The organism is Corynebacterium urinipleomorphum (assembly GCF_900155535.1).
Lineage (GTDB): Bacteria > Actinomycetota > Actinomycetes > Mycobacteriales > Mycobacteriaceae > Corynebacterium > Corynebacterium urinipleomorphum.
The window spans coordinates 415,833-431,093 of record NZ_LT706963.1; the positions used below are offsets into that span (position 1 = coordinate 415,833).

Genomic DNA, 15,261 nt, shown 5'->3' on the forward strand with positions numbered 1-15,261 from the left:
GAACAATGCGTAAGCAGCAAGCTCCGAAGCGTCCCGTTGTCAAGGACCCGGTTTACGACTCTGAGCTGGTCACCCAGCTGATCAACAAGATCCTCCAGGACGGCAAGAAGTCCACCGCGCAGCGCATCGTCTACGGCGCGCTGGAGATGTGCCGCGAGAAGACCGGCACCGACCCGGTGGGCACCCTGGAGAAGGCCCTGGGCAACATCCGCCCGGACCTCGAGGTCCGTTCCCGCCGTGTCGGCGGTGCGACCTACCAGGTCCCGGTTGAGGTCCGCCCGGGCCGTTCCACCACCCTCGCTCTGCGCTGGATGGTCACTTTCACCCGTCAGCGCCGAGAGAACACCATGACCGAGCGTCTGGCCAACGAGATCCTCGATGCCTCCAACGGTCTCGGCGCATCCGTGAAGCGCCGCGAGGACACCCACAAGATGGCAGAGGCAAACCGCGCCTTCGCCCACTACCGCTGGTAGTTTTCCGCAGCGCTGCATCTGGCGGGGTTTCTTTGGTTGCTCCGCCGGAGTCTGGCGTGAGGCTTCATTGCCTCGTCATGCCAGATCAGCGATTAAGTGGCACAATCGACCAAGGAAAATATCCGCCAAGGCGTCTCAAGTCGCTCCCGGTATTACGGGGATCACGGCTCAGGGCGTCGACGACACATGAGTTGGGGTACACAACGTGGCACAAGAAGTGCTTAAGGACCTTCACAAGGTCCGCAACATCGGCATCATGGCCCACATCGATGCCGGTAAGACGACCACGACCGAGCGCATCCTGTTCTACACGGGTATCAACCGCCGGGTCGGCGAGACCCACGACGGCGGCGCTACCACTGACTGGATGGAGCAGGAGAAGGAGCGCGGCATCACCATTACGTCCGCTGCCGTGACCTGCTTCTGGAACAACAACCAGATCAACATCATCGACACCCCGGGCCACGTCGACTTCACCGTTGAGGTCGAGCGCTCCCTGCGTGTCCTCGACGGCGCTGTCGCAGTGTTCGACGGCAAGGAGGGTGTTGAGCCGCAGTCCGAGCAGGTGTGGCGTCAGGCCGCCAAGTACGACGTTCCGCGTATCTGCTTCGTCAACAAGATGGACAAGCTGGGCGCCGACTTCTACTACACCGTCCAGACCATCATTGACCGCCTTGGCGCAAAGCCGTTGGTCATGCAGCTGCCGATCGGTGCCGAGGATGACTTCGACGGCGTCGTCGACCTCATCGATATGAAGGCCATCACCTGGCGCGGCAAGGTCGAGACCGGTGCTGAGCCGACCATCGAGGAGATCCCGGCTGACCTTCAGGAGAAGGCCGAGGAGTACCGCGAGAAGCTGCTCGAGACTGTCGCTGAGTCCGATGAAGAGCTCATGGAGAAGTACTTCGGCGGCGAAGAGCTGACCGTCGAGGAGATCAAGGGCGCCATCCGCAAGATGACCGTCAACTCCGAGATCTACCCGGTGTACTGCGGTACCGCTTACCGCAACAAGGGCGTTCAGCCGCTGCTCGACGCCATCGTCGACTTCCTGCCGAACCCGCTCGACGTGGGCGAGGTCAAGGGTGTCGCCATGGATTCCGACGAGCCGATGACCCGTAAGCCGTCCGTCGAGGAGCCGTTCTCCGCTCTGGCGTTCAAGATCGCCGTCCACCCGTTCTTCGGCAAGCTCACCTACGTGCGCGTCTACTCCGGCCAGGCCATCCCGGGCGAGCAGATGCTCAACTCCACCAAGAACAAGAAGGAGCGCGTGGGCAAGCTCTTCCAGATGCACGCGAACAAGGAGAACCCGGTCGAGCACGCCGACGCCGGTAACATCTACGCGTTCATCGGCCTGAAGGAGACCACCACCGGTGACACCCTGTGCAACCCGGACCACCCGATCATCTTGGAGTCCATGGACTTCCCGGATCCGGTGATCCAGGTCGCCATCGAGCCGAAGACCAAGGCCGACCAGGAGAAGCTGGGTACCGCTATCCAGAAGCTCGCTGAGGAGGACCCGACCTTCACCGTCAAGCTCGACGAAGAGTCCGGCCAGACCGTCATCGGCGGCATGGGCGAGCTCCACCTCGACGTCCTGGTCGACCGCATGAAGCGCGAGTTCAAGGTCGAGGCGAACATCGGTTCCCCGCAGGTGGCTTACCGCGAGACCATCCGCAAGAAGGTCGAGCACCTCGATTACACGCACAAGAAGCAGACTGGTGGTTCCGGCCAGTTCGCGAAGGTCATTGTCACCATCGAGCCGTACACCCCGGATGTGGAGAACCTCGAAGAGGGCGAGTCCGCAACCTACACCTTCGAGAACGCCGTCACTGGTGGCCGCGTCCCGAAGGAGTACATCCCGTCCGTCGACGCTGGTATCCAGGACGCAATGCAGTACGGCTACCTCGCCGGCTACCCGCTGGTCAACATCAAGGCCACCCTCGAGGACGGCGCGTACCACGAGGTCGACTCCTCTGAGATGGCCTTCAAGCTCGCTGGTTCCCAGGCGCTCAAGGAAGCTGTGGCTAAGGCGAAGCCGGTCCTTCTCGAGCCGATGATGGCCGTCGAGGTCGTCACCCCCGAGGAGTACATGGGTACCGTCAACGGTGACATCAGCTCCCGTCGTGGCCAGGTCTACGCTATGGAAGACCGCTCTGGCGCAAAGGTGGTCAAGGCTAAGGTGCCGCTGTCCGAGATGTTCGGTTACATCGGCGACCTCCGCTCCTCGACCGCAGGCCGTGCGAACTTCACCATGGTGTTCGACTCCTACGCCGAGGTTCCGAGCAGCATCGCTCAGGAGATCATCGACGAGCGCAATGGCAACGCCTAACACGCGTTAGCTGGGTGCTTCCCGGGCAAGTGCCACCCGGGATAGCGCTCGCGCCGCGGTAGCGGTCGAGCTGAAAGTTCCGCCTCAACGCACAGCGGGACTTTGAGCCGGCCGTTACCACTAGGTGGGTCCGCCTGAAAGCGGGTCGTCCGGCAAACCGCCAGGGAAGGCCTAGAATCTTCCCCGACATGGTTTGAAAAACGGCGTTAATAAATCTAGGATCATGTAACTGGCACATTGTGAAATGGCCATTGTTTCCATGCCCGACGCACCGGTGCACCACCACTGACGGTGGATGACGGTGGACCGAGTGCTAGGAAATGAAAGCAAGGCAGAAGTAAATCCACGTGGCTGCGAGAGTCGTAGTCACATGCACGTCCAGGAGGACAAACAGTGGCAAAGGAAAAGTTCGAGCGCTCTAAGCCGCACGTGAACATCGGCACCATCGGTCACGTCGACCACGGCAAGACCACCACCACCGCCGCTATCACCAAGGTGCTGGCTGACGCTTACCCGGAGGAGAACAAGGCTTTCGCCTTCGACGCCATCGACAAGGCTCCGGAGGAGCGCGAGCGCGGCATTACCATCAACATCTCCCACGTGGAGTACAACACCCCGAAGCGCCACTACGCACACGTTGACGCCCCGGGCCACGCCGACTACATCAAGAACATGATCACCGGTGCTGCTCAGATGGACGGCGCAATCCTCGTGGTTGCTGCTACCGACGGCCCGATGCCGCAGACCCGCGAGCACGTTCTGCTCGCCCGCCAGGTCGGCGTTCCGTACATCCTCGTTGCACTTAACAAGTGCGACATGGTCGACGATGAGGAGATCATCGAGCTCGTCGAGATGGAAATCCGCGAGATGCTCGCTGAGCAGGACTACGACGAGGAAGCTCCGATCGTTCACATCTCCGCTCTCAAGGCTCTCGAGGGCGACGAGAAGTGGGTTCAGTCCGTCGTGGACCTCATGCAGGCTTGCGACGACTCCATCCCGGATCCGGAGCGCGAGACCGACAAGCCGTTCCTGATGCCGATCGAGGACATCTTCACCATTTCCGGCCGCGGTACCGTTGTTACCGGTCGTGTCGAGCGCGGTGTCCTGAACCTCAACGACGAGGTCGAGATCATCGGTATCCGCGAGAAGTCCCAGAAGACCACCGTCACCTCCATCGAGATGTTCAACAAGCTTCTCGACACCGCTGAGGCCGGCGACAACGCAGCTCTCCTGCTCCGTGGTCTGAAGCGCGAGGACGTCGAGCGCGGCCAGGTCATCATCGCACCGGGCGCTTACACCCCGCACACCAAGTTCGAGGGTTCCGTCTACGTCCTGTCCAAGGACGAGGGCGGCCGCCACACCCCGTTCTTCGACAACTACCGTCCGCAGTTCTACTTCCGCACCACCGACGTGACCGGTGTTGTGAAGCTGCCGGAGGGCACCGAGATGGTCATGCCGGGCGACAACGTCGACATGTCCGTCGAGCTGATCCAGCCGGTCGCTATGGACGAGGGCCTGCGCTTCGCTATCCGCGAGGGCTCCCGCACCGTCGGCGCTGGCCGCGTCACCAAGATCCTGGACTAATCTCAATCTAGATCCGGGTTCTGGTACCGCCAGGACAGCCTGAAATAGCCGCATCCCGCAATGGGGTGCGGCTTTTCGCTTTTCGACGTCCCCTGCCCGCACCATCCTTCTTCCACCCTCCGGTTGTGCGTTGGTGTCCGTGCCGCTGCCTTGGCTCTTGCCCGCTTCACCTGGAATCCCGGCAACAAATAGCTTTCAAGCGCCGTCGACACCGAGCACCTCGCCTGGCGCCCGCTAGATTTTCTTCGCGATGGATGGAACCGCCCTTTTGCTGCCCCCGCGAGAGCCCAGATATTTTTCGGGGTTCCATGGAACCGCCCTTTTGAGCACGTCAGAGGGCGGTTTCAACATGTGATGGAACCGGCGGTTGTGGATAACTCCGGCAGCGTCGACGGTTATCCACAGGTTTCGGGTGGTGCCCTTTTGCGTTTCGCTTTGTGGTTTTAGCGTGTGGGGCATGAACACGTTTGACGCTTTCCTCGCTTCTGTCGCGAGCCCCATGGATGTCCTGGCTGGTTTCGACCGTCAGGCAGCTCGTGACGCCGGCGTCAAACCCACCACTGTTGATGAGTGGGAGCGTGTTCACACCGTCTACTTCGGCCCGACGAGGTTCACCCGCAAGCAAGCCCATGCCATCCGGATCGCCCGGGAGACGGGGAAGTCTCTGGATCAGTTGGTGTTGATCGAAAACCAACTCAAAGCAGTCAAGAACCGCACTGAGACGTGGCGGTTACGCCTCGCGTTGTTGTCCGTGCACGGTGACTACAACACGTTGAAGCGTCGCGCGAAGACGATCATCCCCGATCCGGGTGCTGACGCCCCGGCCCCAGTGTCGACGGTCCGGTTCAGCACACCGAAGAAGGGGAAACGTTCCTTTACCGCCACCGGTGACGATAGTTTCATCGCCGCCTTGGAGTACGCCTTGCGCCGGAATCTGGATCCGGGTCGTCCGGCGGGCCCACAAATGTACGAGGCACTCACGAAGATTCTGAAGGGTGAGGGTGGTGTGGCTGATGCTGTACCCCGCCCACTGGTGGTAGTGCCGCTAGCAGAGCACACGAGGATTCTGCGTGGTGAAGGCAACGACACCATCCTGGGACTATCTGACGGCACCACCATGACAGGTGCGGAGTATTTGGCCCGGTTCCACGGGGAAGATCTGGAAGTAGCGATCTTCCATCCGCAGGCGGGTGCGGTGAACCTGTACGACACGCAGCGTTTCGCCAACACCAAGCAGCGTGACCTTGCCCGAGCAACACTCACGACGTGTCCGGTGCCGGGGTGCCGGCATGCCGCTGATAACTGCGAGGTGCATCATGTCACCGCGTGGTCACGCGGCGGGCAGACCAACATGAACAATCTCGCGGTGGTGTGCAGGTACCACAACCGCACCAACGACGATGACCCCACCCGCCACCACCGGGGACGGGTAGAGATCAGGGCAGGAACCCCGGTGTGGGTATCCCCCAGGGGGCGACCGGCGGCGAACACCATCCACCAATACGGTGCGATGCACCTACTGTTCGGAAAACAACGAGAATAAACAACGAGAATAGCGCCAGGACCGATTTGCGGGCCAGCAGACAGACACGGACATAGCGGATAGGAGCGGGAAGCAGTCGCACGTCCGGAGCACGAGCTGAAACAGCCGGGACGGCCGGGGACGAAGCACGCCCTGCGGCCCTGTCGGCATGCGTTCGGTCAGCAACCGCGTGTCTGAACGGTCTGGCGCAGCTGTCAGCGATCTTTAAAAGGTAGCCCAAAATGCTCCCCGAAATGTAGCCCAGTGGCGCGCTTTGAAAGGCAGCACTCTCGGTGTGCCGGGGTCGCACTCTGTGGTCGACCACGCAAAGCGCGAACTTCCGCTCGGGAATAACGGGGCCTTGGTTCGCATCACTCCGTTTCCTCTTGTGCGTATGCTCGGCGGTTGTGCATGACCCCACCCGCATACCCCGCGTCCTCGACCGTTTACGCGACACTTGGGAGGGCCAGCCGGACTTGCCGCTGGCGACGCTGTTCGGGATCCTCGCCAACCGCGGCGCAGGGTGGGGCACGACAGACGCTGAGCTAGAGCAATTGCTTATCGACGAATCCACCTCCCACCCCTCCGATCTTCCCCTCACCAAGCAAGGACGATGCACCGGCGATTTCCTGGTGGAGACCGCTTCGCCGGATCACAGGGTGACATTGACTGCCGGGGGCGACGTGGTGGCGCGGTCGATGGGGGACAGGGACCGACAACCGAGTGTGTGGGCGTACGGGTCGGTGCGTCCGACGGGGCCAGGAAGAATGCTGGTCGTGCGCGATACTGAGGGTATCGAGCACCGGATGGGGGTAGTCACGCTGATCTCCCGCGTCGCCGGTAACGCAACCGCAGTGGAAGCCGTTGACGAGACGACCATTGAGGGAACACGTCGTCATGAGATCGGTAATGCAGTGTGGTTGCTGATCCTCGAGGATCAATCGCGGATTCTGCTCACCCAGAGACTGCACGTGTGGCAGTTGAATGGGCGCAGCGTGAAAAAGACAACGCACGCCTGGGAGCAGGTCGTGCGTTGTCGTGTCGGCGAGCACTTCGCCTATGTGTCGGCGGGAGGGGAGAGGGTGGTGCTGGGGGTCGTCGATAAGCTGCTGCTTTTAGAGAGCTAAGCGGTGACCTTATCCAGGTGGAGCTTGAACACGGTGTCGATGTCCATGGTGTCCACGGCATCGCGGAAATCCGCGTCCATCTGCTCGACGTAGCTCACCACCGTCTCCAGGGGGAAATCCGGGTTCGCAGTGACGGTGAACGTGGCTGTCGGGCGGTCGCCGACGAATGCGACGGACTGCTTCGCCTGCGTCACAATCTCAGTCTGCTCTGCGTGGTTGCATGCCGCCTGAGCGACGCGTGCGACATTGATACGCGTATCACCGAGATCCGGCTGGGCCGGTGCAATGAAGCGGTTGTTGAAGCCGCGGTTGCGGATATTCGGCATGATCAGCCACAGACCCAAAATAATGGAGCCAATCAGAGTGCCCACGAGAGCTGCGGTGTACCAGTTCATCCCGGGGACGTCGGTGAGCAGCGAGCGGTTGATGCCGCGCACGAACTCGGAAACATAGGGGATGTCCCAGTACAGAGCAGCCGGAATCAGCCCGCCGGCCAAGAGGAGCAGGCCGAGCAGGAAGATGATCAACCTGTCGAAGAATGCCAGTGTGCGTGTCATGCCAGCTCCTTCGCTTGGGTCGGGCGGTGAATGTTGACGCGGACCTTCGGTGCCTGCGCGAGACGCTGCATTTCGCCTCCGAGCACCTCGGTGAGGCGCTGGTCGAGACCCTGGGATCCGTCGTCCTCCACGTCGATGGTGAGCTTTTTGCGAGTCGCGCGGGAGGCGATGTTGGAGCGGCCGAGCTCGGAGCGCGCGGACGCCGTCGCTTTGCGTGCCACGTCGACTGGGCGCATCCAGATGGAGGACGCAGAGTCGACGCGTACGTAACGGCGCGGACGCGGCTTGAAAGCGGTGATGATCAGCCACAGGCCCACGAGCGCGACAATGATGCCGATGGTGACTCCGAGCGGGTTCACCGTGGCGGTGCCCAGCCAGTCGAGGGCGGGGCGCACCCACGAGTTCTGCGGGTCGTTCTCCTGGTAGCGGTACCACAGGTCGCGTCCGATCATGCCGGACAGAGCGAGGAACGCCAAGCCAAGCAGAATCGTGAGCCATCGGACTGCGGGATTGCCTTTAGGTTCTGCGCCGGAGCGTGGGCCGTTGAATTCTTGTGTCGGTTGTGCCACGGCGTTTACACCTCCTTGTTGTCGTCGCTCGGACGGATGCGGACAGTCTGGGCTGTGTTCTCGCTCAGCGGCAGCTCGAGGGCGTCGTCTGCGGCGAACTCCGCCTCGATAATGACGGGGGCGAGTGGGCGTTGCGGCGGAACGTGCGGCTCAACGACATTCAACGGAGGAACGCTGATCGCGCGCAGCGGCTCGGGCATCGGCTTGACGACGTCCACATGTCCCAGCCTTGCCACCTCAATCTGCGCCAGCGGCTTCTGCGCCGGAAGGGAGACCGGTGCCAGCTGTGACGGCCGCGTGACCTCGATGAGGCGCAGCGGCTGAGGCGCCGGGCGTTCTACCGGGACGCGGGGTGCGAACTGGTTCACCGTGATCTGTTTCAGTGGGGCCGGCGCCGGAGTTGAGACGGGACGCGGCCGCGTCGGGCGTGCGATGCTGACGGCACGCAGCGGTGCTGGCTCAGGGCGCTCAGGACTGACGGGCCGTGCCGGCTCTGGGGTGTCCACGTGGATCACGTGCTGCGGAGCAGGAGCTTCCACCGTCCGCGGGCGCGGTGGCAGGGGTGCGGTGACATGCTTGATCTGCATCGGTGCAGGAGTGTGCACGGGCTGCAGATTGCGGTAGAGCGAGTCGTCCACGTCGATCTCAGCGAGTTTCATCGGCGGCTGCACCACGGGGGATGCCACCTCTGAACGGGTGACACGGATCGCGGTTGGCGCGATGTCGGTGGGGTGGCGCAGCAGGTCGTTGCGGGTGACGCGGTCACCGAGGGCGGTCGCTTCCGCGTCAGCCACCACGATATTCACCTTCTGCACCGCCAGACCCGTCAGTGTCTCCACGTGGGAGCCGACGGTTTGGCGGATTTCGTCGGTAATCGCGCCGACGGGGGCGGGGTACGAGCTGACGATCTCCACATCCAGGATGACTGAGCTCGCCGGGCGGTCGATCTGGGCATCCACGCGCGGGAAACTGCGGCCTGCGAGACCGGCAAGTTTCGCGTCGATCTCGCGGACACCCGGAACGGTCAGCACGGCGACTTCAGCGACTCGTTCGACCGCCTTTTCGCTAATGCGGTAGGAGGCTGGATCCATTAGCCGCGACCCCGCCCGGAGGTGGTGCTGACCAATTCAGCCAAGTCGATGCGCCCTTCAAGCTGCGCTCCGACGACCCCGCCGATGGCGCCGAACAGGAGCGTGAAGAAGAACCCGATCCAGCCGCCGAAGATCAGGGCGAACGCCAGCACGACGCCGATCACAGCGCCGAGGACTGTCTTATTGGAAAAAATGTTCATGTGTGTTCCACATTTCTTGTGCGTTGTTAAGGCATCGCGTCTCGGTGCTCACGGAGCGCGGTGCTTGCTGTGCCCAGAGCCTGCCGGGCGCGGTTGTTGCCAGGCGCAGTGGTTGCCGGACGCGATGCTTGTCAGGCGCGGTGTCACGCGGCGTCGTCGAAAACGACATCGATGCGCGGATCAGCGTCGGCTTCCTCGAAAGCAGACAAAGACGTGACTGCCGTGCGGACATCTGCCACGATCGCGGGGATCTGGCGGCGGGAGGACAGGTCGTAGGTGAGGTGTAGGGCGAGGTGGGGGACGGAGCCGTCGATAAGCTGAATGCCTTCGATCATGGCTCCGCTGACCCGCAGGAACGCCTGACCCATGCGACCGCCGGACACTCCCGCCACACCGTCGACTGAAAGCGCCGCGTCGCGGATGGATTCCGCGACTTCCTGGGTGACGGAGAATGCGGCCATTCTTACTGGTCCAGAGCCTGGGTGGTGGACTGCTCGCGGACGGTCTCAGCCTCGGTGGCCTCCTCCGGGAGGTTCACGTCGTGGACGGTGACGTCGACGCGGTCGACGATGAGGCCGGTCATGCGGGTAATGGCGATCGTGATGTTCTCGCGGATCGCGTTAGCCAACTCGTGGATGGCCACGCCGTACTCGGCGATGACGGCGACAGCGACGTTGGCGTGGCCGTTCTCCACAGCGACGTTGACACCCTGCTGGACGTTGGTGGACGAGGTCAGGGACTCGCGCACTGCGCCCCACATGCGGGCAGCGCCGCCACCCAGGTTGTGCACGCCGGACACCTCACGCGCGGCGATGCCGGCGATCTTGCCCACGACGTTGTCGTCGATGACGGTGGTGCCGTGCTCGGTCTCGAGGACCTCGTTGCGCGGCTGGTTCTGGGCCTCGAGGGTGGTGGAGCCGTTGTTCGCCGGGGTGTTGTTGGAGTTCTGGGTAGCGTTGTTGTCAGCCATGACAATCCTTTCGCAATATGCGGTTTTGTCGAGTGCAGTGGATGCGCCGGAAAACCAACCGGCGTAACAGGGGCCAATCGTATGTGTAAAACTCTGGCCCGGCCATCAACGAGGGGAATCGACACCAATTCGATACAAACCGGCAGTTTGCGTTTTCGGCGACCTGTGTGTTTGAATACTCGGGTTGCTTTAACACGGCGCATTCGCGCTGCTGGTAAGGCGAACATGACACCTTTGCACGACGAGCTTCATTCGCTTGTCGACGAAGGACCTGCGATCGAGCACAGGCCACCACCCGAGTAGGCACTCTCGAGACCAGGGACCGGAGAAGGGGCATGGCAAATAAACAGCGGCAGTACGTAAGGGCCACGTCGGCGCGATCGTGAAAACGACCCCGCCCAACCCCTTCCGAGCCTGACACTGGGGAATCTTCCCAGCGGAAGCACTGGCAGACGCGTTGTTTATGCGCGCGTGCACCTTCCGCCGAGCGTCATGGCAGTCATTCGTTTGAACAGACACTGGCGTTGGTGCCGGCCTTCAATCCGGACAACGTTATAGAGAAACTGAAAGCTATCAATCCCACCTCTGTCACCGGAGAACCTCAGTTGCAGGGAATAACGGTGAAACGTGGGAAGCGAGGAAGAGGTTAACGTGGCGGGACAGAAGATCCGCATTCGGCTCAAGGCCTACGACCACGAAGCGATCGACGCATCTGCGAAGAAGATCGTGGAGACGGTTACCCGCACGGGTGCCCGTGTCGTTGGACCGGTGCCGTTGCCCACTGAAAAGAACGTGTACGCCGTTATTCGTTCTCCCCACAAGTACAAGGACTCGCGCGAGCACTTTGAGATGCGCACCCACAAGCGCCTCATCGACATCCTCGACCCGACGCCGAAGACGGTTGATGCCCTTATGCGCATCGACCTCCCCGCGAGCGTTGACGTGAACATCCAGTAGGGAGAACAAAACATATGACTAACGAGATCAAGGGCATTCTGGGCCGCAAGCTCGGTATGACCCAGATCTTCGACGAGGAGAACCGGGTCATTCCGGTCACCGTCGTCGAGGCTGGGCCGTGCGTTGTCACCCAGATCCGCACCGCTGAGACCGATGGCTACTCCGCCATCCAGATCGCCTACGGCGAGATTGATCCCCGTAAGGCAAAGAAGCCTCAGGCAGGCCACTACAAGAAGGCCGGCCAGAACCCGCGTCGCCACGTGGCAGAGATCCGCATGGACGACACCTCTGCTTACGAGCTCGGCCAGGAAGTGACCGTCAACATCTTCGAGGGGGACACCTTCGTCGACGTTGCCGGCACCACCAAGGGCAAGGGCTACGCAGGCGCCATGAAGCGCCACGGTTTCGCTGGCCAGGGTGCCGCTCACGGTAACCAGGCTTCGCACCGCCGCGTCGGCTCCATCGGTGGCTGCGCCACCCCGGGCCGCGTGTTCAAGGGCACCCGCATGGCTGGCCGCATGGGCGGCAACCGTGTGACCACCCAGAACCTCAAGATTCAAAGGATCGACGGCGACTCCAACCTGCTCCTGATCAAGGGCGCCATCCCCGGCGCTAAGGGCAGCCTGGTCACCGTCAAGACCGCAGTGAAGGGCGGTGCTCACGCATGACACTGACACTCGACGTCCACACCGCTGACGGAGCCACCAAGGGCTCCGTTGAGCTCCCGGCCGAGTACTTCGACCGCGAGGCATCCGTGCCGCTGATGCACCAGGTTGTCACCGCGCAGCTCGCAGCTAAGCGCCAGGGCACCCACGCCACCAAGACGCGTGGCATGGTCGCTGGCGGCGGTAAGAAGCCGTTCCGCCAGAAGGGCACCGGCCGCGCCCGCCAGGGTTCGATCCGTGCTCCGCACTACACCGGCGGTGGCACCGTCCACGGTCCGCAGCCGCGTTCCTACGCTCAGCGCACCCCGAAAAAAATGATCAAGGCCGCTCTCGCCGGTGCCCTGACCAACCGCGCTCAGAACGACCGCATCCACGTGGTCGAGGAGCTCGTTCCTGGCCAGACCCCGTCGACGAAGTCCGCACGCGCTTTCATCGAGCGCCTGACCGACCGCAAGTCGGTGCTGCTGGTCATCGGCCGCGAGGACGCTAACTCCCGCCTTTCCGCACGGAACCTGCCGGGCGTGACCATCCTCGAGCCGGGTCAGCTGAACGCATACGACGTGCTCAACGCCGACGATGTCGTCTTCTCTGTCGAGGCTCTGCACGACTTCGTCAACCGCGACAACGCTGAGGCCGCCGGCTCCACCGTCGTCGCAGCTGAAAGCGAGGAGAACTAATGGCTAAGACCGCTAACTCGCGCGACATCATCATCGCCCCGGTCGTCTCTGAGAAGACCTACGCGCTGATGGAGCAGAACACTTACACGTTCTACGTCAACCCGAACGCGAACAAGACCCAGATCAAGATTGCCGTGGAGGACATCTTCGGCGTGAAGGTCGCTTCCGTGAACACCGTCAACCGCGAGGGCAAGCGCAAGCGTTCCCGCACCGGTTGGGGTAAGCGCAAGGACACCAAGCGCGCCTACGTCACCCTCCGCGAGGGCAGCGACTCCATCGACATCTTTGGCGGTGCTACTGCCTAAGGGCAGATAGTTCCACCAAAGGTGGCCTGATTGAAAAGGAACCACTATGGCTATTCGTAAGTACAAGCCGACAACCCCGGGTCGCCGCAACAGCTCCGTTTCCGAGTTCGAGGAGATCACTCGCTCGACTCCGGAAAAGTCTCTGGTGCGACCGCTCCCGAAGAAGGGTGGCCGTAACTCCCACGGTCACATCACCACCCGTCACCGCGGCGGTGGCCACAAGCGCCAGTACCGCGTCATCGACTTCCGTCGTTCCGACAAGGACGGCGTGCCTGCAAAGGTCGCTCACATCGAGTACGACCCGAACCGCACCGCCAACATCGCACTCCTGCACTACGCAGATGGCGAGAAGCGCTACATCATCGCACCGAAGGGCCTGACCCAGGGCACCGTCGTCGAGGCTGGTGCCAACGCGGACATCAAGGTTGGCAACAACCTTCCGCTGCGCAACATCCCGACCGGTACAACGATCCACGCTGTCGAGCTCAAGCCGGGTGCAGGCGCCAAGCTCGCCCGCTCCGCCGGCACGTCCATCCAGCTGCTGGGTAAGGAAGGCAGCTACGCAGTTCTGCGTATGCCGTCCTCCGAGATCCGCCGCGTGGACATCCGTTGCCGCGCGACTGTCGGCGAGGTCGGCAACGCCGACCAGATCAACATCCGTTGGGGTAAGGCCGGCCGTATGCGCTGGAAGGGCTGGAGGCCCACTGTCCGCGGTGTTGTCATGAACCCGGTCGACCACCCGCACGGTGGTGGTGAGGGTAAGACCTCCGGTGGCCGCCACCCGGTTTCCCCGTGGGGCCAGAAAGAGGGTCGCACCCGCAACCCGAACCGTTATTCCAACAACATGATCGTGCGCCGCCGCCGCCCGAACAAGAAGCGCTAAGAGGAGGTAAATTCACATGCCACGCAGCCTGAAGAAAGGCCCGTTCGTCGACGAACACCTCCTCAACAAGGTGGACGCACAGAACGAGGCTGGCACCAAGCAGGTCATCAAGACCTGGTCCCGCCGTTCGACCATTCTCCCCGATTTCATCGGCCACACCTTCGCCGTCCACGACGGCCGCAAGCACGTGCCGGTGTTCATCGACGAGTCCATGGTCGGCCACAAGCTCGGTGAGTTCGCACCGACCAAGACCTTCAAGGGTCACGTCAAGGAAGAGAAGGGGCGTCGATAAGCGATGAGTGAAACGATCACTTCCGCACGCGCAACCGCGAAGTACGTGCGCACTTCCCAGATGAAGGCGAACCGCGTCCTCGACCTCGTCCGCGGCAAGTCCGTATCCGAGGCCCTGGCGATCCTGAAGTACGCGCCGCAGACCGTCTCCACCCAGGTGGCTAAGGTCGTCGCATCCGCAGCAGCGAACGCCGAGAACAACTTCGGTCTTGACCCGCGCACGCTGGTCATCTCCGAGGCATACGCCAACGAGGGCCCCACGATGCGCCGCTACCAGCCGCGCGCCCAGGGCCGCGCCTTCCAGATCCGTAAGCGCACCTGCCACATCACCGTGGTAGTCGAGAGCCAGAAGGAGGCTTAAACAATGGGTCAGAAAATCCACCCGCACGGCCTCCGGCTGGGCATCACTTCCGACTGGAAGTCCCACTGGTACGCCGACAAGTCCTACGCGGACTACGTCGCTGAAGACATCAAGATCCGCGAGTACCTGAACAAGAACCTGCAGCGCGCTGGCATCGCCGACATCGTCATCGAGCGCACCCGCGACCGCGTCCGCGTGGATATCCACACGGCACGTCCGGGCATCGTGATCGGCCGCCGCGGTGCTGAGGCTGACCGCATCCGCCGCGAGCTGGAGAAGCTCACCGGCAAGATGGTCGCCCTCAACATCCTCGAGGTCAAGAACGTCGACGCCAACGCCGCTCTGGTCGCACAGAACGTTGCAGAGCAGCTGGTCAACCGTGTTGCCTTCCGCCGCGCAATGCGCAAGGCGATCCAGTCCGCAATGCGTCAGCCGCAGGTCAAGGGCATCAAGATTCAGTGCTCCGGCCGTCTCGGCGGTGCCGAGATGTCCCGCGTCGAGCGCTACCACGAAGGCCGCGTTCCCCTCCACACCCTGCGTGCGGAGATCGACTACGGCCTCGCAGAAGCAGAGACCACCTTCGGCAACATCGGTGTCAAGGTGTGGATCTACAAGGGCGACGTCGTCGGTGGCGTGCGCGAGTCCGAGCTCAACGCTCCGGGCAACGACCGCCGCGGCCGCGGTGACCGCCGTCCCCGCC

Annotated in this window: 19 protein-coding genes; 13 read left to right on the top strand and 6 right to left on the bottom strand. The window is 62.6% G+C overall.

All coding sequences use genetic code 11. The features are described 5' to 3' along the window. The first annotated feature begins 5 nt into the window (after window positions 1-5). The 5 genes from rpsG (at window position 6) to CZ338_RS04815 (ending at window position 7,035) form a co-directional block, all read left to right on the top strand. The gene (rpsG, locus tag CZ338_RS04795; RefSeq protein ID WP_087117140.1) at window positions 6-473 is read left to right on the top strand and encodes a 30S ribosomal protein S7; all 468 of its coding nucleotides are present in this window, start codon (window positions 6-8) and stop codon (window positions 471-473) included. 205 nt (window positions 474-678) lie between these two features. After that, window positions 679-2,802, top strand: a complete 2,124-nt coding sequence (fusA, locus tag CZ338_RS04800) for an elongation factor G (protein WP_087117141.1) — start codon at window positions 679-681, stop codon at window positions 2,800-2,802. Between the two features lie 393 nt (window positions 2,803-3,195). Then, complete coding sequence (tuf, locus tag CZ338_RS04805) at window positions 3,196-4,386, top strand: elongation factor Tu (RefSeq protein WP_087117142.1); 1,191 nt, start codon at window positions 3,196-3,198, stop codon at window positions 4,384-4,386. A 457-nt stretch (window positions 4,387-4,843) separates the two neighbouring features. Continuing rightward, a complete protein-coding gene (locus tag CZ338_RS04810) occupies window positions 4,844-5,929 on the top strand; it encodes an HNH endonuclease signature motif containing protein (protein WP_087117143.1) in 1,086 nt (361 codons plus the stop codon). Between the two features lie 386 nt (window positions 5,930-6,315). Further along, a complete protein-coding gene (locus tag CZ338_RS04815; protein ID WP_087117144.1) occupies window positions 6,316-7,035 on the top strand; it encodes a hypothetical protein in 720 nt (239 codons plus the stop codon). On the opposite strand, the gene CZ338_RS04820 is transcribed toward CZ338_RS04815, so the two are convergent. From CZ338_RS04820 to CZ338_RS04845, 6 genes are all read right to left on the bottom strand, one after another. After that, window positions 7,032-7,592, bottom strand: a complete 561-nt coding sequence (locus CZ338_RS04820; protein WP_087117145.1) for a hypothetical protein — start codon at window positions 7,590-7,592, stop codon at window positions 7,032-7,034. The genes CZ338_RS04815 and CZ338_RS04820 overlap by 4 nt on opposite strands. Further along, entirely contained in the window at window positions 7,589-8,161 is a 573-nt protein-coding gene (locus CZ338_RS04825; RefSeq protein WP_087117146.1) for an Asp23/Gls24 family envelope stress response protein, read from the bottom strand. The genes CZ338_RS04820 and CZ338_RS04825 overlap by 4 nt, the downstream gene beginning before the upstream one ends. Window positions 8,162-8,166: 5 nt before the next feature. Next, window positions 8,167-9,252, bottom strand: coding sequence for an Asp23/Gls24 family envelope stress response protein (locus CZ338_RS04830; protein ID WP_087117147.1), 1,086 nt, complete (start codon window positions 9,250-9,252; stop codon window positions 8,167-8,169). Beyond that, entirely contained in the window at window positions 9,252-9,452 is a 201-nt protein-coding gene (locus CZ338_RS04835) for a hypothetical protein (RefSeq protein ID WP_087117148.1), read from the bottom strand. The genes CZ338_RS04830 and CZ338_RS04835 overlap by 1 nt, the downstream gene beginning before the upstream one ends. Before the next feature lie 143 nt (window positions 9,453-9,595). Beyond that, entirely contained in the window at window positions 9,596-9,913 is a 318-nt protein-coding gene (locus CZ338_RS04840) for a hypothetical protein (RefSeq protein ID WP_087117149.1), read from the bottom strand. A gap of 2 nt (window positions 9,914-9,915) precedes the next feature. Continuing rightward, a complete protein-coding gene (locus CZ338_RS04845; RefSeq protein WP_087117150.1) occupies window positions 9,916-10,422 on the bottom strand; it encodes an Asp23/Gls24 family envelope stress response protein in 507 nt (168 codons plus the stop codon). 651 nt (window positions 10,423-11,073) lie between these two features. Here CZ338_RS04845 and rpsJ point away from each other — a divergent pair. From rpsJ to rpsC, 8 genes are all read left to right on the top strand, one after another. Next, window positions 11,074-11,379 (top strand): 30S ribosomal protein S10, encoded by a 306-nt coding sequence (gene rpsJ / locus CZ338_RS04850; protein WP_003848085.1) that lies wholly within the window; start codon window positions 11,074-11,076, stop codon window positions 11,377-11,379. 14 nt (window positions 11,380-11,393) lie between these two features. Continuing rightward, complete coding sequence (rplC, locus tag CZ338_RS04855; protein ID WP_087117151.1) at window positions 11,394-12,047, top strand: 50S ribosomal protein L3; 654 nt, start codon at window positions 11,394-11,396, stop codon at window positions 12,045-12,047. Beyond that, window positions 12,044-12,721: a 50S ribosomal protein L4 gene (gene rplD, locus CZ338_RS04860; RefSeq protein ID WP_087117152.1), complete on the top strand. Its 678-nt coding sequence runs from the start codon at window positions 12,044-12,046 to the stop codon at window positions 12,719-12,721. Before rplC ends, rplD begins: the two co-directional genes overlap by 4 nt. Next, window positions 12,721-13,026, top strand: coding sequence for a 50S ribosomal protein L23 (gene rplW / locus CZ338_RS04865; protein WP_076599106.1), 306 nt, complete (start codon window positions 12,721-12,723; stop codon window positions 13,024-13,026). The genes rplD and rplW overlap by 1 nt, the downstream gene beginning before the upstream one ends. A gap of 46 nt (window positions 13,027-13,072) precedes the next feature. After that, the gene (rplB, locus tag CZ338_RS04870; RefSeq protein WP_087117153.1) at window positions 13,073-13,909 is read left to right on the top strand and encodes a 50S ribosomal protein L2; all 837 of its coding nucleotides are present in this window, start codon (window positions 13,073-13,075) and stop codon (window positions 13,907-13,909) included. A gap of 16 nt (window positions 13,910-13,925) precedes the next feature. Beyond that, complete coding sequence (rpsS, locus tag CZ338_RS04875; protein WP_005286746.1) at window positions 13,926-14,201, top strand: 30S ribosomal protein S19; 276 nt, start codon at window positions 13,926-13,928, stop codon at window positions 14,199-14,201. A gap of 3 nt (window positions 14,202-14,204) precedes the next feature. Further along, window positions 14,205-14,561 (top strand): 50S ribosomal protein L22, encoded by a 357-nt coding sequence (rplV, locus tag CZ338_RS04880; protein WP_087117154.1) that lies wholly within the window; start codon window positions 14,205-14,207, stop codon window positions 14,559-14,561. A gap of 3 nt (window positions 14,562-14,564) precedes the next feature. Then, window positions 14,565-15,261: 30S ribosomal protein S3 (rpsC, locus tag CZ338_RS04885; RefSeq protein ID WP_235839440.1), on the top strand; the 697-nt coding region annotated here is incomplete at its 3' end.